The 22,427-nt window shown below is 54.5% G+C and carries 17 protein-coding genes and 2 rRNA genes; 6 read left to right on the top strand and 13 right to left on the bottom strand.

Annotation, left to right across the window (positions count from 1 at the left end):
* Positions 1-177: 177 nt before the first annotated feature.
* The 3 genes from KJS42_RS18990 to KJS42_RS18980 all read right to left on the bottom strand — a co-directional run bounded on the left by KJS42_RS18990 (position 178) and on the right by KJS42_RS18980 (position 2,457).
* Complete coding sequence (locus KJS42_RS18990) at positions 178-933, bottom strand: exodeoxyribonuclease III (RefSeq protein WP_213623804.1); 756 nt, start codon at positions 931-933, stop codon at positions 178-180.
* A gap of 89 nt (positions 934-1,022) precedes the next feature.
* The gene (locus tag KJS42_RS18985) at positions 1,023-1,358 is read right to left on the bottom strand and encodes an antibiotic biosynthesis monooxygenase (protein ID WP_213623803.1); all 336 of its coding nucleotides are present in this window, start codon (positions 1,356-1,358) and stop codon (positions 1,023-1,025) included.
* 37 nt (positions 1,359-1,395) lie between these two features.
* Entirely contained in the window at positions 1,396-2,457 is a 1,062-nt protein-coding gene (locus KJS42_RS18980; RefSeq protein ID WP_213623802.1) for an ABC transporter ATP-binding protein, read from the bottom strand.
* Positions 2,458-2,760: 303 nt separating this feature from the next.
* Between KJS42_RS18980 and KJS42_RS18975 the strand changes: the two genes are divergently transcribed.
* A complete protein-coding gene (locus tag KJS42_RS18975) occupies positions 2,761-3,090 on the top strand; it encodes an ArsR/SmtB family transcription factor (protein WP_059047243.1) in 330 nt (109 codons plus the stop codon).
* A gap of 107 nt (positions 3,091-3,197) precedes the next feature.
* On the top strand, positions 3,198-4,973 hold the full coding sequence (locus KJS42_RS18970) for a SulP family inorganic anion transporter (RefSeq protein ID WP_155608844.1): 1,776 nt from the start codon (positions 3,198-3,200) through the stop codon (positions 4,971-4,973).
* A gap of 89 nt (positions 4,974-5,062) precedes the next feature.
* Here the strand turns inward: KJS42_RS18970 and KJS42_RS18965 are convergent, their stop codons facing one another.
* Positions 5,063-5,707, bottom strand: coding sequence for a TetR/AcrR family transcriptional regulator (locus KJS42_RS18965; RefSeq protein ID WP_213623801.1), 645 nt, complete (start codon positions 5,705-5,707; stop codon positions 5,063-5,065).
* A gap of 208 nt (positions 5,708-5,915) precedes the next feature.
* Here KJS42_RS18965 and KJS42_RS18960 point away from each other — a divergent pair, with 208 nt between their 5' ends.
* Positions 5,916-7,463: a DHA2 family efflux MFS transporter permease subunit gene (locus tag KJS42_RS18960; protein WP_213623800.1), complete on the top strand. Its 1,548-nt coding sequence runs from the start codon at positions 5,916-5,918 to the stop codon at positions 7,461-7,463.
* Here the strand turns inward: KJS42_RS18960 and KJS42_RS18955 are convergent.
* Complete coding sequence (locus KJS42_RS18955; RefSeq protein ID WP_213623799.1) at positions 7,460-8,713, bottom strand: purple acid phosphatase family protein; 1,254 nt, start codon at positions 8,711-8,713, stop codon at positions 7,460-7,462. The genes KJS42_RS18960 and KJS42_RS18955 overlap by 4 nt on opposite strands.
* 198 nt (positions 8,714-8,911) lie before the next feature.
* Between KJS42_RS18955 and KJS42_RS18950 the strand changes: the two genes are divergently transcribed.
* Genes KJS42_RS18950 through KJS42_RS18940 form a run of 3 tightly spaced genes read left to right on the top strand, consistent with a single transcriptional unit; the run spans position 8,912 to position 12,336 of the window.
* A complete protein-coding gene (locus KJS42_RS18950; protein ID WP_213623798.1) occupies positions 8,912-9,625 on the top strand; it encodes a polyphosphate polymerase domain-containing protein in 714 nt (237 codons plus the stop codon).
* A 3-nt stretch (positions 9,626-9,628) separates the two neighbouring features.
* On the top strand, positions 9,629-10,330 hold the full coding sequence (locus tag KJS42_RS18945) for a DUF4956 domain-containing protein (protein WP_155608839.1): 702 nt from the start codon (positions 9,629-9,631) through the stop codon (positions 10,328-10,330).
* A gap of 23 nt (positions 10,331-10,353) precedes the next feature.
* On the top strand, positions 10,354-12,336 hold the full coding sequence (locus KJS42_RS18940) for a CotH kinase family protein (RefSeq protein WP_213623797.1): 1,983 nt from the start codon (positions 10,354-10,356) through the stop codon (positions 12,334-12,336).
* 280 nt (positions 12,337-12,616) lie between these two features.
* Here KJS42_RS18940 and KJS42_RS18935 read toward each other — a convergent pair whose 3' ends face one another.
* From KJS42_RS18935 to KJS42_RS18900, 8 genes are all read right to left on the bottom strand, one after another.
* Complete coding sequence (locus KJS42_RS18935) at positions 12,617-14,212, bottom strand: response regulator (protein ID WP_213623796.1); 1,596 nt, start codon at positions 14,210-14,212, stop codon at positions 12,617-12,619.
* A complete protein-coding gene (locus KJS42_RS18930) occupies positions 14,206-15,579 on the bottom strand; it encodes an ABC transporter substrate-binding protein (protein WP_213623795.1) in 1,374 nt (457 codons plus the stop codon). Before KJS42_RS18930 ends, KJS42_RS18935 begins: the two co-directional genes overlap by 7 nt.
* 23 nt (positions 15,580-15,602) lie before the next feature.
* Complete coding sequence (locus KJS42_RS18925; protein ID WP_213623794.1) at positions 15,603-17,342, bottom strand: cache domain-containing sensor histidine kinase; 1,740 nt, start codon at positions 17,340-17,342, stop codon at positions 15,603-15,605.
* A gap of 137 nt (positions 17,343-17,479) precedes the next feature.
* Positions 17,480-18,790, bottom strand: a complete 1,311-nt coding sequence (locus KJS42_RS18920; RefSeq protein ID WP_213623793.1) for an extracellular solute-binding protein — start codon at positions 18,788-18,790, stop codon at positions 17,480-17,482.
* A 176-nt stretch (positions 18,791-18,966) separates the two neighbouring features.
* Positions 18,967-20,148: a GNAT family N-acetyltransferase gene (locus KJS42_RS18915; protein WP_213623792.1), complete on the bottom strand. Its 1,182-nt coding sequence runs from the start codon at positions 20,146-20,148 to the stop codon at positions 18,967-18,969.
* Positions 20,149-20,248: 100 nt separating this feature from the next.
* On the bottom strand, positions 20,249-21,880 hold the full coding sequence (locus tag KJS42_RS18910) for a formate--tetrahydrofolate ligase (RefSeq protein WP_213623791.1): 1,632 nt from the start codon (positions 21,878-21,880) through the stop codon (positions 20,249-20,251).
* A gap of 175 nt (positions 21,881-22,055) precedes the next feature.
* Positions 22,056-22,172 (bottom strand): 5S ribosomal RNA (gene rrf / locus KJS42_RS18905).
* Between the two features lie 132 nt (positions 22,173-22,304).
* Positions 22,305-22,427: ribosomal RNA gene (locus KJS42_RS18900) — 23S ribosomal RNA — on the bottom strand; the annotation flags it as partial.

Genomic DNA, 22,427 nt, shown 5'->3' with positions numbered 1-22,427 from the left:
CTAAGCCACCCCCTCCCCCTAGCTCTCCCGTCCTCCCCGCCAAATGCTTCTCCATAAATGCCTGATGCGCCTGATTAAAGTCCATATCTCAAACCACCCCTCCCTGAAAAATAAAAAACGCCCTTAAACCGCAGCTTATACGGTCATAAGGACGTTCTTCGTCTAGCTTGAATTAGTTCACCATTCCACCGTCAACGACACCGGACAGTGGTCGCTGCCTAGGATGTGGCAGTCGATCCCTGCGTCCTTCAACTGCGGCTCCAGCCGGGAGGAGGCGAGAAAATAGTCGATCCGCCAACCGACGTTGCGCTCGCGAATCTTCGGCATGTACGACCACCAACTGTACACCCCTTCGCGGTCCGGATAGAAATACCGGAACGTATCGGTGAACCCGGACGCCAGCAGGTCCGTCATTTTGCCGCGCTCCTCCAGCGTGTAGCCGGAGTTGCCTTCGTTCGACTTTGCGTTCTTGATGTCGATGGGCATGTGAGCGACGTTCAGGTCGCCGCAAACAACCACCGGCTTGATCGCTTCCAGCCCCGTCAGGTAAGCGCGGAACCGGTCTTCCCACTCCATCCGGTAGTCCAGACGGGAAAGATCGCGTTTCGCATTAGGCGTATATACCGTCACGAGATAGAACTCCTCGAATTCCAGCGTGATGATCCGCCCCTCCGGCTCGGAGTCCTCCTCCATACCATAACGTACGGACAACGGCTTGATCCGCGTGAAGACCGCGGTGCCGGAGTAACCTTTTTTCTCTGCATAATTCCAATACTGCTCGTAATTGCCGCCAAGGTCGAGCTCAATCTGCCCTTCCTGGAGCTTCGTCTCCTGAAGGCAAAAAATGTCCGCATCCGTCTCTTTGAAATAGTCCAAAAACCCTTTGCCCACACAGGCCCGTAGTCCGTTCACATTCCATGAAACCAGCTTCATTTCAGGTCTCCTTGCCTTGAATTAATCGCGAATCGCCGCCGAAAGTCTAGCAATCTAGAAATCTCGCGATTCAACTAAAGTGTATCACGTCACACGCCGTTCAAAAAAGCTTTTCCCTTCTTCACAACCTGCGCATCGTACATCTGAACCGTCGTGCTCAGAATGAACGCGGGCGGCTGCTGCCCCCGGCTGTTCTTGTGACCCTGGATATGCGCGTCGCTCTTCTCCCAGTTCTTCCATGCCTCCTGCGACTCCCAACGAATCACAACGACAACTTCCTCCTGCTCTTGGCTTTTCCGGTTAACCATCACGCTGATGTCCACCAGACCCTCCATCTGATCGAGCGGGTTCTCTCCGCTGAACCGTGCAATCACTTTGTCGCTGTTCCCTTTCTCAATGACCATCGTCCTTGTCATCACAAACATTCCGGTTCCTCCCTACGAAAATAGTACTTCGACTCCTTTACGCCTCCGCCAATACCGGAACCTCATAAACCCCCGGCAACTGGCGGCGCTTCCCGCTCACCACGTCCGGCGGCAGAACGGCCGGTGCCTGCGGATGCAGCAGCCACGACTTCACCGCATGCGTATCCGATACCCGGTACAACGGGGGCTCTTGCTCCAAGTCGATCTTCATCGCATACGAACTTCGCAGCGCGAAGGCATCGCCCTTCGGCGGACGGATCAAATCGGGCGGCGTGCCGGGGATCGCCGACAGCTTCCCGCCGCCGCGGCCATCCAGGCTTGGCATCGAGGCCAGCAGCCCCCAGGTGTACGGGTGCCGGGGATCGTAGAAGATTTCCTCCACCGTCCCCGATTCGACGATTTGCCCGGCATACATCACCGCTACGCGGTCAGCCATTTTAGCCACGACGCCAAGATCATGCGTGATGAAAATAATCGCGGTGCCGATCTTCCGCTGCAGCTCCTTCATCAGCTCCAGAATCTGCGCTTGGATGGTTACGTCCAGCGCTGTCGTCGGCTCGTCCGCAATCAGCAGCTTCGGATTCGCGGCCAACGCGATGGCGATGACCACCCGTTGCCGCATCCCGCCGCTAAACTCATGCGGATACTGGTGGAACCGCCGCTCAGGCGATGGGATTCCGACCAAGCCCAGCAGTTCCACGGCTCGCTGATCCGCAGCGTCCTTGGACATCTGCTCGTGGGTATGGAGCACCTCGGTGATCTGCTTGCCCACCTTCATCGTCGGATTTAGCGAAGTCATCGGGTCTTGAAAAATCATCCCGATCTCCTTGCCGCGTATCCGCTGCATTTGCTTCTCGGTCTTGCCGATCAGTTCTTGTCCATCAAACCAAATCTCCCCGCGCTTATAGATGCCTTGCGGCCGGGGAACCAGTTGCATGACAGCTTGAGAGGTAACGCTTTTGCCCGAACCGGATTCCCCAACAATCGCTAGCGTTTCGCCCTTGTCGACGTGGAAGCTAACGCCGCGGATGGCCTGCACCTCTCCCTCGCGGGTGTTAAACGAGATGGCCAAATCTTTCACTTCTAATAGATGTTCCATCGTATCTCGAATCCTCTTTTCTATCCCATCCCGTCATCAGGATCGCTTCTATGAAATAAGACAGCCTCATCCTACTCTCTGAAAATGAGCCGTTATTCTACTGATAATGATTATCATTATTAAGTATAACATGTTTCGTCGCCTAAGCTCAATTGGAAAAAGTCTGTACGCCTTAGCCACGATCATAGCTGCCAACTGCTGCCGTGACATTTTTCCCTATACACTTTCGCAAGTGCTATGCTATAGTGTTAAATATGCAAAGATTCAGAGATATGAATTTTCAGATTTTAAGGAGTTTAGTCGATGGACGCGAACCTACAACAGTTTAAAGCGGAATTTTTCAAAGCTCTCGCCCATCCGATGCGAATTCGTATTCTGGAGGTGCTGAGCGAAGGCGAGCGGAATGTCAACGAGTTGCAAGCGATTCTCGGATCGGAGGGGTCGGCCGTATCCCAGCAATTAGCCGTTCTTCGCGCCAAAAATCTAGTCAATACGGTCAAAGAAGGCACAACGGTCGTTTATTCGCTGCGAGATCCGCTGCTGAAGGATTTGCTCGCAGTAGCCCGGCAAATATTCGATAACCACTTGGTTGAATCGATATCCTTACTGCAAGGGATCCGCAAACAAAAATGAGGAACCCCAAGTTTCCCCGCCGGGCTGCGGGGGATCTTTTTTGTTTACCGGGATGGATCATGCTGCATGAGCAACTGCAGATTTCTAAGAAAAGAAGGGTTTAACGGATGAAGTGGACAGGAAGGTTCAGTAATTATAACGCGGCCTCTTTACGCAAAGATTTGATTTCGGGGTGTATCGTTGGCATCGTCGCCATTCCTCTGGGGATGGCCTTTGCGATCGCGTCCGGCGTCAAGCCGGAATATGGGTTGTATACGACGATTATTGCCGGGATTCTGATTTCGCTGTTGGGAGGATCTCGGTTCCAAATCGGCGGCCCTACGGGGGCCTTTATTCCGATTCTCCTCGCCATCGTGCTGCAATACGGATACGAAAATCTGCTGATCGCCGGCTTCCTAGCCGGGATCTTCCTGGTGCTGATGGGGCTGCTCCGGCTCGGAACGTTGATCAAGTTCATCCCGCGGCCGGTCACCATCGGGTTTACCGCCGGTATCGCGGTGACGATCTTCAGCGGACAGATCGGCAACTTCCTTGGCTTGACGGGCATCAAACGGCATGAGTATTTTCATGAAAATATGAAGGAGATTGCCCTGCAGTTTCATACCTTAAACTTCTACAGTCTCCTGACGGCAGCCATCTGCCTGGCAGCCCTGTTGTTGACGCCGAAGTTCCTGCCGAAAATCCCGGGTTCGCTGGTTGGCATCCTCGTCTCCACACTGGCTGCCGCCTGGCTGTTCCCAGGCAAGGTTACAACGATCGGCTCCGCTTACGGGGCAATTCCCGGCGGCCTGCCCAGCCTCCACCCGCTGACGTTGTCCTGGGGCAGCGTCGTGCCGATGCTGCAGCCGGCGCTCATCATCGCCTTGCTCGGCAGCATCGAATCGCTGCTCTCGGCCGTGGTGGCGGACGGGATGACCGGCACCCGCCACAACAGCAACCGCGAGCTGATCGGGCAAGGCCTCGCCAACATCGCTGCACCGCTGTTCGGCGGCATTCCAGCGACCGGCGCGATTGCCCGGACGGCGACGAACATCAAGAACGGGGCGGTCTCCCCCTTTTCCGGGATCATCCACGGCATCGTCGTGCTCTTGATCGTGGCATTGTTCGCGCCTTACGCGTCCAACATTCCGCTCGCCAGCATGGCGCCGATCCTGATGGTCGTCGCCTGGAACATGAGTGAGCGCAAAGCGTTCGCTCATATGCTGAAGACGCGGACCGGCGATACGCTAGTGCTGCTTGTCACCTTCCTACTCACGGTGTTCACTACGCTCACGACCGCTGTCGAAGTGGGCCTGGTGCTAGCCGTCGTGCTGTTCGTTAAACGGATGGGCGAGCTGCTCACCGTCGATAAAGTGCTGCCGGACCTGGCCTCCGGCAAGGAGAAAGTCCGGCCGCATATGGTAACCGAAGATCACGATTGTCCGCAAGTCTCGATCTTCACCGTCGACGGCCCGCTATTTTTCGGAGCCTCACAGGCGTTTGACCAGTTCGTCTCGCAAATCGAAGACGGCATGCTGCGGGTCGTATTGATCCGGATGGGCAAAGTACCGTTTATGGATACGACCGGCGAAGCCAATTTCACGGCCCTGGTGAAACGGCTGCACAAAGCCGGCATCACGGTTCTGGTCTCCGGCCTTCGCGTACAGCCGCATAAGCTGATGGACAAAACCGGCTGCTACGAGACGATCGGCGAAGCGAACTTCTTCGAGAACACCGGTGAAGCCCTGACCCATGCGCTGGGCATCATCAACGCCGATAAATGCCGGGGCTGCCGTCACTTCGCTTTCCGCGAATGCGCTGGACTTTGCGGCGCAGAACCGGAGCGCAAGCCCTTGCCGGAACTAACCGGCACGCGGGTACGGGATGGGCAGGTTCCGGTGTAAGCCCTGCTCAGCTAAGCCCTTCATACAAACCTACAAAAGCCCTTCGGAGCACGGAAGATGCATCATCCGTAGTTCCGAAGGGCTTTGTGCTATTTTATGGCCAGTGCTTCGACGAGAGTGAGGATGCCTTGCCGAATTTCCGTTTTGGTGCTGCCATGCACCTTTTGCTGATACAAATACAAATCGGGGCTTAATACGGCGGTTAAGGCGCTGCCCATAAACGGCGGCTCCACCTCGCGAATCTCCCCGGCCTGGACGGCTTGTCGGAATAGACCCGTCAAGATGCGATTCAGTTTCTCAAAAATCGGATGCTCGAATTGGGTCAGCTGCTTCTTGCCCGTAAACTCGGATTTGATTCGCAGCAGCAACTCGGCGTGCTCATCGGTGAAATCAACGACCCGGGAAATCGCGATCCGCAGATACTCTAGATAAGAGTCTTTCCTTCCTGCGTGCCCCTCCACTTCAATACGCTCCCCCCGTTTCGTCTGCAGGCTCGGTCCATTTGTCAATGCTTCCAGACCGCTCAGCAATTTCTCCGTGTTGTCCCTCAGCAGATCCGACCCAATTTCGCCGATGTCCGCATATCTCCGATAAAGGGAGCCTTGTCCGATCTCCGCCGTGCGGGCGATCATGTACATGCTGACACCGTCCAAGCCATGCTCGTGAAACAACTGCCGAGCCGCCTTCAGGATGCGTTCCCGATAAAGGTCGGTCTCCCGCCTGTCCTGATTCATCGCTTTCCTTCCCCCCTGCCTGCGCCATTCCAAAAACGCATTTGACTTATCGGACAATTGTCCGTAAACTAGGTATCGTGATTTGAACGGACAATTGTCCGAATCTTATATTCCCATTATACAGAGATACCGGCCGACGGACAATCCGATACGCTTTTCCGTAACGTAGCGAGTGCCCCCTGACCGGCCACTTAGGAGGAGAACAATCATGGAGCAGACGCTTCCATCCCACGCGAATTTCAAACTAACGGGTATCCTCGTGCCGCTGCTCGCCATCATCGCCGGGGTCTTCATGGTCGTGCTGGACAATACGGCGATGAACGTCGCCTTGTCGACGCTTGCCACCGACTTCGGCACCGATCTCAAGACCTTACAATGGGTCGTCACCGGCTACATGCTGGCACAAGCTTCCGTCATCCCGCTATCAGGCTGGTTATCCGACCGTTTCGGAGCGAAAACGGTATTTCTCAGCGCCGTCGTATTGTTTACCGTCGGCTCCCTGCTCTGTGCGACACCAAGCCGAGCGGAATGGCTGATCGCCTTCCGGGTCATCCAAGGCTTGGGCGGCGGTTGCGTGCTGCCGGTCGCGATGGCTTACGTGTATAAATTAAGCCCAGCCAGCAAAGTGGGCGTCGTCATGGGCATCATGGGGATTCCCGTGCTGTTCGCCCCGGCCATCGGCCCTGTCCTATCGGGGTGGCTGGTAGAGTATCATTCGTGGCGCTTGATTTTCCTGATTAACATTCCGGTTGGGATCCTTTGCCTGGCCATCGGGATTTTGAAGTTGCCGAAGGTCAAGCGGAATCCGGTCGCCGGCATCGACAAATGGGGCATGATCCTCGGGCCGCTGGTGTTTGCTTCTCTGTCCTATGGCGTCAGCCAAGGGGCGGAAAGCTGGAGCGCCGATAAAACGATCCTTGGTCTCGCCATCGGCGGCGTTGCCCTGATCGCCTTTGTGATCGCCGAACTGAGAACCCGCACCCCGCTGCTCGAGCTGCGCATATTCCGCTCGGTTGATTTCAGCGCCGGGATTTTCGTCCAATGGGTAGGTCAGTTTGGTTTGTACGGGGCATTGTTCCTCCTGCCCCAGTTCTTGCAGCAAGCCCGTGGATTCGGTGCGTTCGACACCGGCCTAACCTTACTGCCGCAAGCGATTGCCTCAGGGCTAATCATGCCGATCGCCGGGATTCTGTTCGACCGGATCGGCGTACGTTGGCTGGTTGTGCTGGGATTGAGCCTGGTCTCCGGCGCGCTGTTCCAATATTCGCATGTCGACCTGACGACCGAAAGCCATCAGCTGATCTTGCCGCTGATCATGTGCGGTGCGGGGATGGGCATGATGACGATGCCGATGAATAACCATTTGCTCAACAAGGCGCCGAAACCGCTAATCAACCGCGTTACGTCGCTAACGAACTCCATGCAGCAGGTCATCAATTCGCTGGCGATTTCTACGCTGGTGACCCTCTTGACCTCCAGAGCCACGTTCCGCGGAAATGAAATGAAAGCCGCCGCGGCGCAGGCCGCCCAATCCGCTGGCGACTTGACTCAAGCGGCGGCTGGATCGGCCGAGGCCATGCGCCAAGCAGCGGCGACTGCACTGGCCAAAGGGTTCGACGATACGTTCTTCATCATGATGTTCGTCGCGATGGGCGGCGCCGTGCTGGGACTCCTGCTGCGACGGAATCGTCCGGCCAAGGAAGAACCGCAGGAAGCGGTCCGGCCGATTTCCAACGCAGAAAGCATCAGCCATTAGCGGGTCAGCGTAAACTCATCCAGCTTCCTGCCGTCCACGGCATAAGCCGCGTAAGTTAACGTCCGTTCGCTAACCGCGATTCCAGCAAACATCTGTTGATTTGGCTGGGTATGCACGGCATGATAAATCTTATCTTTTTTCAAAACATTAAATTTGGGACCGGAGGTGTTGGTGACAACATAGACGGTCCCTTTACCGTCTGGGGCGATTTCCCCGTCCCGCAGGGGGTAAGACCGGGAATACTCATGGTTGTGGCCTTGCAGCACCAGGTCTACGCTATATTCATCAAATCCCTCGATCCAGTCGCTGATTTTGTCATACTGATTGCCGCCGTAAGCCGGGCGATGCATCGCTACGATCGTCCAAGGCTTGGTATTCTCGCGCAAGTCCTCCTTGAGCCAAACCGTCTGCGACTTGAGGTTGGATTCCGTATTCAGCACGATGAAATGGGCGAATCCATAGTCGAAGGCATACGTAGTTCCGGGCGTTGCTCCATCCGCCCCGTTGTCCGGCAACCGAAAATGGGACGCAAACACCTCCGCGTTCCCGGAAATCTCATCATGATTACCAACTACCGGCTGGAGCGGCACCCGGGTCAGCCATTTCGATGCCGTTCCGAGAAGCCACTTCCAGCCCTTCTCCTCGTCCGGATTCTCCGTCAGGTCCCCGTTATGCACGATAAACCGGGCGTCCGGAAACGTTTCAAACGCTTTGTCCAGTGTCTGTGCCCACAGCTTAAAATCCGCCTTCTTCTCTCCTTGGGAATCCGATACGTTGATGAATGTATACGCCAAGGACTCCGCTGGTTCCGTCACGAACTCCGCCGGTTCACTCCAGCCACTCTCCTGCCCATTGCCCACGCGGTAGACGTATGCCGTTCCCGGGCGAAGGCCGCTGGCAAGTGCCTTGTGCACGGTATACCGTCCGCCACTGCCGCTTTCACGGGCCAACTTGATCTCGGCCGATTCCGCCTCGATGGTGAGTACCTTAGAATCGTTCCAGGAGGAGATGGGCCCCGCCCCCTCCGTTAACTGAAGAATCCCTGCTTCCCCAGCCTTCCCTTCCGTCTGCCAGGTGAACGCCCGCGTCGTCCGCGCATCCCCGCCGATCGTCATGACGATCGAGTGGGGTTTCGATGCGGCAGCGGGTTCGTTGGCCTGCTGCATTTTTTGCCAGCCGAAGATCACACCCCCGAGCAGCAAAGCGATGATCAGAATTCCAAGCCAAATCATCTCTCTCCGACCTTTCATGCGATAAACTCCTTCCAGTTCCCCTTAACATAAAGTCTGAGGTGCCCTCTGTCAAATAAGCCGCTTACACCATTTTACATTTGTTAACCCTACGTTAAAACTTTCAGTTTATTTTCAGTTTGCGTTAAGTGGACAATCAGCGAGCCTTGATAGGATAGGTAGCGTAATTCATCCGGCCCCCGAGAAAAGAGGTGCAACTTGAACCCAAACCTGAAGTACCGCCATGAACTAAAATTTCTGATCAATCGCCACCAGTATTACGTCCTTCGCCAGCGGCTCCGGGGATTGGCCCGTTATGACGAGCATGCGGGCACGAGCGGAGAATACCATATTCGCAGCCTTTACTTCGACGACATCAACAATTCCGCGCTGCACAATAAATTGGGAGGACTCCGCGACCGCCGCAAGTACCGGATCCGGATTTATAACCAGCGGGACGACCTCATCCATTTTGAGAAAAAAATCAAAACCGGCGATAGGATCGCCAAAGTAAAAGAGCGATTAACCCGGGAGACGGTGGACGCCATTCTGGCCGGACAGATCGAAGGGCTGAACGTGCCGGAGAAGCCGTTGCTCCTTGAACTGTACCGTGAAATGAAGCAACAGCTGCTCGCCCCGCGAGTGATCGTCGACTATGTGCGCGAACCGTTTATCTGTCCGAACGGCAACGTGCGGATCACCTTCGACAAAGAGCTGCGAACCGGTCTTCACGCCGTCGACTTGTTCGATCCGGATTTACGGCCCGTCTCGGCCATCGACGATCAGCTCATCATTCTCGAGGTCAAGTACGACGAGTACATTCCCGAAATTCTCCGGGCCGCCTTGCAAATGGAAGGGCTGAAGCAACAATCGGCGTCCAAATACGTCATTTGCCGTAAATTTCTGAAAACTAACGCATGGGAGGATTATTGATTTATGAATGCAACGGAAACTGCAAACCCAACCAATTTTAGTGATATCGTCAAAAATTCGTTTCTAGACAATTTCGCTTCAGACATCAGCATAAGCAAAATGATGATCACGCTGGGAGTTTCTTTTCTCATCGGATTGTTCATCTACGTTTTATATAAACGAGTGTTCAGCGGGGTACTGTACTCGAAAAGCTTTAACGTCTCGCTCATCGGCATGACGATGGTCACCGCCATGGTTATCATCGCCGTCAATTCCAACCTGGTGTTGTCACTTGGTATGGTCGGCGCCTTGTCGATCGTCCGCTTCCGTACACCGATCAAAGACCCCACCGACCTGATCTTCCTGTTCTGGGCAGCTGCGGCCGGGATTGTTGCCGGCGCGGGATTTTATGCACTCGCTGCCATTGGCTCTGCGGTGATTGGCCTGATTCTTTTCCTGTTTATCAAGAGCAGCTCGCTCGAAACGCCTTACTTGCTTGTCGTCAACTGTGAAAGTGACGAAAGCGAACAGCTGGTTCATTCGCACATCGGGCAGATGGTCAAACGTTACAACGTGAAGCAAAAAACCGTGACCTCCGGTAATATCGAGATGACGCTGGAAGTGCGCTTGCGTGACCAGGAAGGGAAATTCGTCAACCAAATAACCGGGCTGGGCGGCGTCAAAAACGCCGTATTGATCAGCTATAACGGCGACTACGTATCCTAACGATTATCCGGGGGTGAAGGAGAATGATACGCAAAGGGACCCGGCTGTTGCTTTGGACATGCGTTGGGCTGTTGTTTGCGGGCTTGATCACCTGTGAGGCGATTCCATCTGGGGGACCCCGTTCGGACGGTCAGACGGACACCGCCGAGGAGCGAATGGTCTCTGCGGAAGAGAAGAGGTTGGATGAAGAGGTGTTTCCCCAGGACCGGGTGGTCGACGTGAAGATCACGATCGACGAGGCGGATTTCCAGGACATGCTGGACAATGCCAGCGCCGAGGAATACAAGACGGCGTCGGTCGATTACAACGGACAGCATTTCGACAACGTCGGAATTCGCACCAAGGGTAACTTAAGTCTACGAAGCGTGGTACAGATGACCGATTCCGATCGGTACAGTTTTAAGCTGTCTTTTGACGAATATGTGAATCAAACCTTGGACGGCATTCAGAAGATCAACCTGAACAACAACTACAGCGACGCTTCCTACATGCGCGAGTTTCTGACCTATGAGCTGGCGGAGCAGATGGGGCTGCCTACGCCCAAATATTCGTACGTGAATGTGTACGTCAATGGCGAGCTTCGGGGGTTCTACCTGGCGGTGGAGCAGATCGGCGACGCCTATCTGGAGCGGCATTTCGGCAACGCCTACGGGGCCTTGTACAAAGGAGAAATGACCGGCAGCGGCAGCGACCTGACTTGGTTGGGCGAAGATCCGGCTGCTTATACCGGATTGGCGTTGAAGTCGGAAACGACGAATGAGGATATTTTGATCCATATGCTGGATGAGCTGAACAACGGCAACGATGTTGAAAAATATATCGATGTGCCGGACGCGCTGGGCTACATTGCGCTAAACGTGCTGACGAACAATATGGACAGCTACCTGGGCAGCAACAAGCAAAACTACTATTTGTATGAAGACGACGGAGTCTTCTCCATCCTTCCGTGGGATTACAACATGGCCTTTGGCGGGATGGGCGGCGGCATGGGGATGGGCCGCGGCGGGTTTGGCCGGGGCGGAGCGAACGGCGGTGCCGGTGCGGACGGCGCTGATGCGGCGGCGGACTCGGGCCGTGCAGACGCGGCTCCTGCTGGCGGCGGCGATGAGGCTGGAGGTGCGGCTGGAGGCGCAGTTGGCGGTATCGCGCTTCCGAATGCTGCAGCCCCAGGGGGTGCGGCTCCAAGCGATGCGGCTGAAGGCGGCGCGGCTCCAGCCGCATCCATCGGCCAGGCCAGCCTGCTAATCGACGAGCCGACGCAAGGCGCGCTGTCCGAACGGCCGCTGGTAGCGAAGCTGCTGGCGGTCGAGGACTACAAGGCGCAGTATCATGAAATGCTGCAGCAGGCAATCGACGGCTATCTGGCCGATGGCAGTTTCTCCGCTCGCGTGGCGGAGCTGTCGGAGCTCATCTCGTCTTATGTGGAGGCCGATCCAACGGCCTTTTACACCTATGACGAGTACGAGCAGGCCTTGCCGCAGCTGCTCTCCACCAACGCCGGCCAGGTGGAGAGCATCCGACAGCAGCTCGACGGCACGATCGCCTCGTCGGGCGATGGCTCGGGCAGCGGTGGCGGCATGGGCGGCGGCATGGGCGAGTGGCGGAACGCCCGCGCGGCGGCGGATGGCGGCGGCCAAGGCGATGCCGCCGAGCAGAGCGTGCCGGCTGCCGGGGCCGAGCGCGGCGCGCAGGCCGGCGCTGGCGCGGACGCCGCGGGCGTCGAAGCCGGCGGGCCCCCGGCCCTTCCGGAGGGCTTCCAGCCCCCGGAAGGGTTCCCGGGCGACGCCGGTGCGCCAGGCGATGCCGCCGGAGGCGCAGGTCAAGCCCGCCCGATGGGCGGTGACCGTACCCAAGGCGGCGGCATCCCTGGTGGCGGCCCCGAGTTCGGGGCTGCCGCCACGGCCGCAGGCAGCGGCGCCGACGTGGCCCTGTTCACCGGCATCTCCTTGCTGGTGCTGCTGGGCACCGCCGGGTTCGTTGCCTTCTTCCGCCGCAAGCGACTCTAGCTATGAAATGTATTCGATTTTTCGCATATAAAATGGTGGGAACGGCGAAAAGTCCGAATTCTATTCGGTTTTTCATACAGAATCCTTGTCTACGTCCTCCTATAGCGCAAATGTGTATGAAATTTCGAATACATTCCTTTGCAATCGTGGATGATGCTGAATTCTATTCGATTTTTCGCATACATTACTTCCTAGCAACGGAGATGGTGAGTCGCGTGATCCCCGTAACCACAAAAAAACCTGCATCCAATGCAGGTTTTTTTGTCCCCCAGCCGAGCACCTACGCCCCTACCTCCCGGAACTCCGTTGGCGTCATGCCAGTCACCTTTTTGAACACCTGGGTAAAGTAGCGAGGATCCTGGTAGCCGACCATCGGGGCCACCTGGAACACTTTGACGTGGCTGTTCTTCAGGATGTATTTGGCTTTTTCGATGCGGCATTCCGTCAAATACTCAAGGAACGTGTAGCCGGTCACCTGCTTAAACAGCAAGCAAAAGTGACTGATGCTCAAGTCGGCCCGCTCCGCGACCTCCTCCATGCTGAGGTCCTTATGGTAGTTGCTGAGGATGTACTCCTGCGTCTTGGCGATCACCGTCTGCACGTTGTCCTTGAATTGGCTGTCTCGGCTTTCGCTTATCCACCGTCCAAAATTCGTTTTGAGCAGTCCGATCATTTCATGCAGCGTTTCCAAGGACTGCAGCTCCTGGAGCAAGCCCTCCAACGACCACTCCGACAGCAGGTTCATCTGCTCATATTGCCGGAACATCACTACCGTCAGTTCCACGATGATTCGCTCGGCGGCTTCCTTCGAGAAGCCCTGCTCCTCAATATACTGCTTTGTTTCATCCAATGCCGACAACAAACGTTCCCGGTTTAACGTCCGGATGCTGTCCAGGAGCACCGCTTCCAGATGCTTCGGATATTTCGCCTCCCGGTCAACCCCAGACTCCCGGCTTGGCTGATCGACGAATACGCCTGCCCTGTCGCTGTAAAACCGCTGATATAACGCCCTGGCAGCACTTTGGTACGCCTCGCTCAACCGCTCCATTCCAGCAACCGTTTGACTAAACCCAATCGAGCAGGACAACTTGGTGTAAAGCTGAATTTGCCGGATCACATCGCTGCCGAGCTCCTCCTTTTGGCTCGTAAGCGTGCTCGGAAACAGCAGAACCCACTCCCCGCCATGAAAAGGAAACATCGTCAGCGCCCCCCGCGCCATGGACCATTCTCCCAAAATATTGCGAACCGCAAACAACCACAGCCGCCGCTCCTCCGGGGACCACTGCTCATTCAGCTTCATGAAGTGATCCAGTTGGATCACGGCCATGAAATAGTCCTGCATCAGCTCGCTGTTCTCCAGCCAACGCATATGCTGCAGATGGCTTTGACTCTGGTTGCCTTCGATAAATTCGGCAAACATGCGCTCCCTTGCTAGAACCGACAACACCTGCACCGAATGCAGCAGCTTGTCGTTCTCCATCTGTTTCTCTAACGTTTTCTTGGCCCGACGGATCATCTCGATCAACTCGTCGTGATCGATCGGTTTCAACAGGTAGTCAAATGCGCCTTCCCGCAACGCCTCGCGTGCGTATTCAAACTCCCCATAACCGCTGATAAAAATAAACAGCCGATTCGAATTCTCCGCCAGCACTTCCTTCATCAACGTGATCCCATCCATCCCCGGCATGCGGATGTCGCTGATGATCATATGCGGCGACAGCTCGTGCACGAGCTGAAGCGCCGCTTCGCCGCCCCGCGCCTCTCCGACGATCTCCAAGTCCAGCTCTTCCCAAGGCACGGCTACTCTCAAGCTTCGCAGAATAACCGGTTCATCATCCACTAGAATAACCCGGTATTTTTCCCCCTTTGCTACCATGTTGCACCTCCCGTCGTTCCGTCAGGCAGTGAGCTCCTCCGCAGCTGCCAGTACTCTTTCGAGGTTTGCTGGATTTGTTCCAACGCCTCATCGGGCGTCGCCTGCTTGCCGATCATTTCCTCCAACACCTTCAAGAAAGTCTTGTTGACCTCAGGCGGAAGTACGTTGTCATACGGCACAAAGCTTTGGCTGCTTCGCTCCATCATTTCCACGACCTGAGCAAAGACCGGTCCCGTTTTTTCCGAATCGTACGTAATCTTCATCGAAGGTATACGCAAGGCCTCGTAAACGATACGCCGCTGTACCTCCTCAGTATAAAAAGCCTTCAGCAGCTCCTGTGCCGCTTCCCATTTCGTTTCCTCCAAATTAGAGGACAAGCCGATCCCGATCGTGTAACCTCCGGCAATCGATTGATTGCCTCCCTTCGTCAGCGAAGGAAACGGGAGGACGCCGACCTGATTCTGAAACCCGGTCGGTGCCTTCTCGTTGTGGAACAGGTTGATATCCCAGCTCCCGTTCAGGTACATCGCGGCTTCGCCGCTGGTGAACCGCTCGATAGCCTCCTCAGTCGACAGGTCGTTGGCCGGCTCATAGAAAGCGCCCTCGTCAATCCAGGTTTTCAATTGCTTAAACGCTTTCCAATAATAAGGATTTTGGAAGCTTAACGACTCGTCGCCTTGCACCAGTTCTTCGATCAGCCCCGGACCTGCATAGCGGTCCATTAAATAATGCGCGAAGATGGCCGCCGGCCAACGTTCCTCATTTCCGAGCGCAAACGGCGTGATCTGGTGGGCGGTCAAAACGCGAATGGCTTCGTTTAAATTCTCCAGCGTTTGCGGCGGTTCTATCCCTAGTTCACGGAATATTTCCTTGTTATAAAATAAAGGTTCGGCATTCCCCTCAATCGGCAAACCGTAAATATGGTTGTCGAAGGTCCATAAGTGCAAGTCCTGGAATTCCTGCTCCAGCCCGTTTTTCTCCACGAAATCGGTCAGATCCATCAACCGGTTGGAACGGACATACGGCTCGATTTCAGCGCCCCCAAACAACACGAACATGTCGGGAGGTGTCCCGGTCACCATCTCGCTCTTCAGCTTTTGCTCACGATGGACAGTCTGGTCCATTCCCTCAAAATTCACCTTCACGTTGGGATGCGTCTCTTGAAATTTGGCGACGACATCCTCAACGATATCTAGCATCTGCCGGTCATGCTCCTTGATCCAGAAGTGGCGAAAGGTTAACGTGACCTTCTCCGCCTGTTTCTCCTCAATCGGCTCGTGCCCGTCGGCAGCGATGATCAGTACGGAAATCGCCAGCACAACAGCATAAACGGCGATCCAACCCCAGTTTAAGAACCATTTTTTCATGTTGTCCGCCTCCTTTGTCCGCCTTATCGTTTGGCCGCTCCCGGTTCGTGGAGAATTTTCGGAATACGGATGCGAATGATGGAGCCGTGTCCGGGAGAAGAGCAAATCAAGATGCCGTAGCGGGCGCCAAATCGGATGCGCAGCCGTTCGTGCACATTTTTGAGCCCGACGCCGGTCCCCCGGTAATTCTTCGGGCTCCCGTCTTTGCTCCACAGGTTCATCAGCGTATCCGAGCTGAAGCCCGGCCCGTTATCCGTCACGTCGATCATAATGTCCCGATCGTCCTCCTTGGCCGTGATTGAGATCAACCCTTTCTCCTCCATGGGTTCAATCGCGTGGTACAGCGCGTTTTCTACGATCGGTTGTACAATGAGCTTCTGGGTCAAGAAGTATTTAAGCGATTCGGGGATTTCAATATGATAGTCGAATTGATCCTCAAAGCGAAATTTCTGAATGTCCAGATAGTGCCGCACATGCTCCATTTCCATCGAAAGCGTGATCAATTGCTGATTTTCACTAATGCTGATTCGCAGCAGCTTGCCAAGCGAGACCACCATTTTACTGATATCCTTATTTCCCTGCAAGACGGCCAGCGAATTGATCGACTCCAGCGAATTGTAAATAAAATGAGGATTGATTTGGGCGACCAGCGCCTGAAGCTCAAATTCTTTCTTACGCGCCTGCTCGGTCTGCACCTGCTCGATCAATTCGGAAATTTGCGTACTCATCCGGTTGAAGCCATCGACCAGCAAATCCGTCTCGTCTTCGCTGCGGACCGCGGACGTGATCGGTACGAATATCCCTTGCTGCACTCGTTTCATCCCGTTCACCGCACCGATAATGCTGCGCACCAGGCGGCGGACGAAAAAGCGGTCGAACAGGAAAGCCGAGATCAACGATACCAGAACCAACACGATCGCGATGTTGCGGATGGAGTTCGATTCCGAAGCGATCAGCTTGCTTGGCGTAATGGCCACCAGGTACCAATCCTTGTTATGCGAAGGCAAGTAGGTGATCAGCGACTTTTCGCCTTGATATTTGGCCGTATAGTAGCCCTTTCCTTCCGGCTCGTCATGGGTCAGGAAAGGAAATTCCGTGCGTTCTCCGATATGTGTGCCGGACTTGTCGAACACGATATTCCCCAGCTTGTTGACGAGTAAAATATCCCCTTGCTTTAAGGTCGCGGCATCCCAAAAAACCTGGTCCAGAATATCGGGTTTCACATAAATAATTAAAGCACCGATATCCTCTAGCGAATAGTAATCCTTAATCAGGCGGGCTTGGATCAGAACCGGCTTCCCCGTCGCCGCGGAGCCGTTCTCGCCTGGACCTACCCATACCGAGCGGCCTTCGGCGGCTTCCATGGCACCATACCAGCTTTGCTGCTTCAATTCCCTGAAAGACATCGCCTCATTATATTGGTACTGCAGCTTGTCCTTGGAATACAACCCGAAGGAGGTGATCATCGGGTGGTTAATCAGATTGTTGATATCTTGTTTCTGCTCATAGGTCACCGTGAAATTCGGCTGCTTCACCAGCTTCTGAATCACCGGCTGCGCGATCGCCGAGTTGGATACGGTCGTCACTTCGTTCAGCGCGAACTTCAGCTTACGGTCGGTTTCGAGCAAGGAGACCCAATAGAAATTGTTGGATTTGTTCTCCATGGCGCGTGAGAAGCTGTAGTACGATATCGAACCCATCAGAATGACGGGAATAAAGACGAGAAGAATAATAGCCAGCAAGATTTTTCTTCGAAGCTTCATTTCGTTCCTCCTATGCATCTCCTACTCTATTATTCTTCATGGCACGACAGATTCCTTTGCTTCTTAACAAAGAGAAAATCGCAAGAGGGCTAGCCCTCTTGCGAATCAGGTTTATCGTATCCATTCAAGATCTATGATTAAGCCGCGTCTGCGACCCGTTTCATGGCGTCATCCCATTCACTTTGCGGGTCGACCTTGTTCTCAAATCCATTTCGGAGCGCATTCTTAATCAACGTATCAACTTGTTCAAAACGTGGCCCGTAATAAACCGGCTTTACGCGTTGTGCCGATCGTGCGTAGGCTTCCGAAATGACCTGGCCACCAAAAAATTCGTCTTGATCCGCTTGGAATGCCGGTTCGTTATACACCGCCGGGATCGATGGCAACTGACCGCTTGCTTGAAACGACTTCAACTGATTGTCCTTGTTTGTCAGCCAGGTGATGAAATCGTAAGCTTCCTTCGGATGTTTTCCTTGCTTCGGCAGCGTCAAAAAGGTGCCTCCCCAACTGCCGGAGCCCTCCGGAATTTGGGCAATCCGCCACTTCCCTGCAGTCTCCTTCGCGCTGCGGATCGTTTCTTCCATCCAGGTCGGGCCGAGGATGACGCCAAGGTCACCCTCGCGGATCGCATTTTCCCATTCCGGAGACCCCAATGTCCAGTTGCCGATCCACCCTTCCCGAATGCCTTTTACCGTATAGTCATACGCCTTTTTCACCTGCGGATTCGTATCTCCGATAAAGGACCCGTCGACTTTATTGAAATAAATCCGGTCTGTCGATTGATCCCTAAGTCCGTTGTACACCAAATCTGCCGAATCCGCAAACGGGAGTCCGGTTTCTTCCGTGAACCGCTTCGCCACTGCGGCAAATTTGTCCCATTTGTTAATCGCTGCGCTAAATTCCTCTGGATCGGCCGGAAGACCCGCCCGCTCCATGAAATCTGCGCGGTAATATACAACGGTCGGACTGATACCGGCCGGCAAGCCCAATTGAAAAGAGCCATCCACCAAAGTCGCCTGTTTCCAGGCCCAATACAGATAGTCCACTTCGATGCCTTTTGCTCCGAAATCATATAGGTTATAAAATTGGTCCTGTGCGTTCACGAACCGTTCCATAAACTCCCGATCCAGCATGAAGATATCCGGTGCGCCCGATCCAGAAGACAAGGCTGACTCCATGCGGTCATGGTGCGCGAATGTATCGGTTTGGACACTGATGTTGATCTTAATATTTGGATGCTCCGCCATATACTCTTGAGCCAGGGTCACGTAATGGGTATTCCCCAACGCCCAGAAAGTCAGCTCAATGGGATAACCTTGACTGCCTTCGGACATGCCCGGAACTTGATTCTCCTCGTTATTCGCCGCATTGATTACGCCATAAGCGCCTAGCAAAGAAATCATCATGGCGGCAAGCGGTAGAACAGCCAACCATTGTCTTCTCTTCATTGCGGTTAAATCCTTTCCTGCATCCGAATTTATACTATTAGTCTAGCTAAAACGGACTCGGTTTTTGAGGAGGCAAAATTGCGATTTCAGGTTGGAATTTTTCTGATCGAAAACAAAAAAAGCCAATCCCCCACTCGAAGAAGTGGGGAATCGACCGAAAATGCCAATCATGTGATTTAAAAGAAGTCCAGTAATGCCGTTTGGCTCAAGGGAATCAACCGTTCAAGCGTTTCCGCATCGGTTCCCGGGCCGCTTAATTTACCGCAGGCGAACATCTCCCGCGGCCGCTTATAGCCGAGCAGTAGGGCTGTCAGCGTTTGGATGTCACAAACCAGCCCAGAATCTGCAGGATTCGCCGGATTCGCCGGCGTCAGGCTCCCCTTCCCTTCCGAGGACACCTCCAGCAGCCAATCCCCTTCGTTCCAGGGTGCAGCCTCGTCTTCAATTCGCAGTCCAAGGCGAATCGGGCTGGTGGAAGCCGGTGGAATAAACGAATAGTCGCCAACGAACGCCGCCGCATTGACAATCCGAGCCATAAAATACGGCACGGTTTCCTGCTTGCAGCGCGGGTCGCGCATCAGAAACGGCAACAGGTCATCCGCCGGCACGCGATCAAAGATCACCTGGGTTACCATGGAGTCGTGGTTGGCCAGATATGTCCACAAGCCTTGACGGGCCGTCTCGTTCAGGAATACGAATTCGTCAATAATAAGCTCCTTGTTCTTCACCTGGTAGAGCACGTACCCTTCCGGTTGCCCCGATTCAGCATAATAAACGGCGGTATGGTCCTCCTCGCCTAATACCATACGCTTCCACCACTCTTCGTCCCGGACAAGCATTCCGTTGTATCGCCGGGCAAAGGAATGATAGATCCCGTTCAACAGCTCAATATCCTTTACGCCCCGCTTAACATTCCCCGTAACCAGCGTTTTGGAGGGGAAACTATCGATGTTAACGGTATACTTCTTGTAATCTGTGTAGACCTCCCAGCCGAATTTCCGGTAAAAGGGGATCGAGAAAGGATGAAGGCAAGAAAGAATTTGCCCTTGCTCATTCATACGGCGGAGCGCGGTAGCCAGCAGCTCCCTCACGAGTCCGCTCCGCCGATGCTCCGGCCAGGTGGCCACGCCGGCGATGCCTCCCATAGGGACGGGGCGTCCCTGTACGTACAGATGCAAGGGTAGCAGCATGAGCTTGGCGAGCAGCTCGCCGCCCTCAAACGCTCCCCAGGAACGTTCGGGAATAAAGGATTTTCTCCGTTCTTCTCTGTCCTCCGGCTTCACCTTATATTGAAAAGCATATTCGGACAAGCTCAGGCTGGCATCAAATTCAACCGCTCGCAATGGCCTGATTTCCACAAATCCACCTCATTTCATCGATTGACCACTCTCAAATTCTAATCTTTATGTAGAGTCTGTCAGAAGATACCTGAAGTGTCAATTGCCCATGATTACTTGGCTACAACAAACCTGCAACTTCTCCGTGCTCGTCCAGATGGATCCGCTCCGCCGCCGGCACTTTCGGCAGTCCGGGCATCGTAACGATATTGCCGGTATGAACGACGACGAAGCCGGCTCCTGCGGATAAGGTGATATCCTTGATTTGTACCGTGAACCCTTCGGGAGCTCCCAGCAGATTCGCCTGGTCGGAGAACGAATACGGCGTCTTCGCCATGCACACCGGCAGCCGGCCGAAGCCTTGGCGTTCAAGTTCCTCCAGTCGGGCCGCGGCTTTGGCGCTCAACTTGATACCAACTCCACGGTAAATCTCTCCTACGACCGTCTCCATTTTGGTCTTAAGGTCCAGATCGTCCGCATAGAGCGGCGTATACCGTGCGGTTTCCTGTTGCAGGATGCCGAGCAGGGTTGTCGCCAATTCTTTGCCGCCTTCACTGCCTTTGGCCCAAACATCGGATAGCTCTGCCTTTACTCCCCAGCGGGCACATGCCTCTTTCACGATCGAGATCTCTTCTTCCGTATCACTGGTAAAATGATTTAACGCAACCATCACCGGTACCCCAAATTTCCGGAGATTCTCCACATGCCGTTTCATGTTGGGAAGTCCGGCCCGCAGCGCCTCCAAATTCGGCTGATCCAACTCCGTCTTGGCCGCTCCGCCGTTATATTTCAACGCCTTTATCGTGACGACTAACACCGCCGCATCCGGCTTTAAACCCGCTTGTCGGCATTTAATGTCAAAGAATTTCTCCGCGCCCAGGTCGGCTCCGAAGCCCGCTTCGGTTACGACGATCTCTGCCAGTTTGAGCGCAGTTTTCGTTCCGATGACGCTGCTGCAGCCGTGGGCGATATTGGCAAACGGTCCGCCGTGAACGATCGCTGGGGTTCCTTCGGCTGTTTGCACAAGGTTCGGCTTGATCGCCTCTTTCAAAAGAACGGTCATCGCATCCACGGCGCCGATTTGCGCCGCGGTGATCGCTTCCCCGGTCATATTGTAGGCTACGACGATCCGGCCCAAACGCTGCTTGAGATCTAGTGCATCCTCGCTGAGGCACAGCACCGCCATGACTTCAGAGGCGGTCGTGATCATAAACCCGGATTCGTGCACGCTCCCGTTTCCTTCACCAAGTCCAACAACGATTTGTCGCAAGCTCCGGTCGTTCATGTCCATAGCACGTTTCCACAAGATTCGATTCGTATCGATTTGCAGCACATTCCCATGAAAAATATGATTATCCAGCATCGCCGCAAGTAAATTATGCGCCGATGTAATGGCATGCAAATCACCGGTAAAATGCAGGTTGATATCTTCGGAAGGTAGCAGCTGTGCTTTATTGCTGCCCGTAGCACCGCCCTTCATTCCAAAGCAGGGTCCAAGCGACGGTTCTCGCAGCGCTGCGATTGTCGGCGCTCCGATGGCGTTCAGCGATTGCGCCAGGCCAATCGTGGTTAGCGTTTTTCCTTCGCCGGCCGGCGTCGGATTCATCGCGGTCACCAGCACCAATTTTCCGTCGGGCCGGTCACCTAGCTTCTCCCGTAAACTAGGATCCAATTTGCTTTTGTAACGTCCGTACAACTCTACAAACTCCTCGGCTATGCCGAATGTTGCAGCCACTTCCAGTATCGGCTTCATTCCCCTCAGCGACCTCCATCTATCTCATTCTTGTAAAACCTCGTGCAAGTTCCATTTAAAAATTTCATTTCTTATTGTACATGAAATAGATGGGAATATGCGTGACGGAATTCGCCTCGATTTGCCCAACAACAAAAAAAGCACTACCGAATGAACGGTAGTGCTCTTTCCTCTTGCTTGGCGGCGTCCTACTCTCCCAGGACCCTTCGGTCCAAGTACCATCGGCGCTGGAGGGCTTAACGGTCGTGTTCGGGATGGGTACGTGTGGAACCCCTCCGCCATCGCCACCAAACGATTCAAGGTTTAATCCTTGAAAACTGGATACGAAACGTATTTGCGTGTTAGCCCTTACTTGGTTTATCGGGGTCCCCGAAAAGTAATCGGAATTACCTTCGAAGCCTCGCTTCACTTTTTGGGGTGTTTTTTGGATAAGCCCTCGACCGATTAGTACCTGTCAGCTCCATACATTGCTGCACTTCCACCTCAGGCCTATCAACCTCGTCGTCTTCAAGGGGTCTTACTAATTGGGAAATCTCATCTTGAGGGG

Source organism: Paenibacillus sp. J53TS2 (assembly GCF_018403305.1).
Taxonomy (GTDB): Bacteria; Bacillota; Bacilli; order Paenibacillales; family Paenibacillaceae; genus Fontibacillus; species Fontibacillus rhizolycopersici.
The sequence above is the reverse complement of the archived record's forward strand: the minus strand, read 5'-3'. Positions and strand labels throughout refer to the sequence as shown.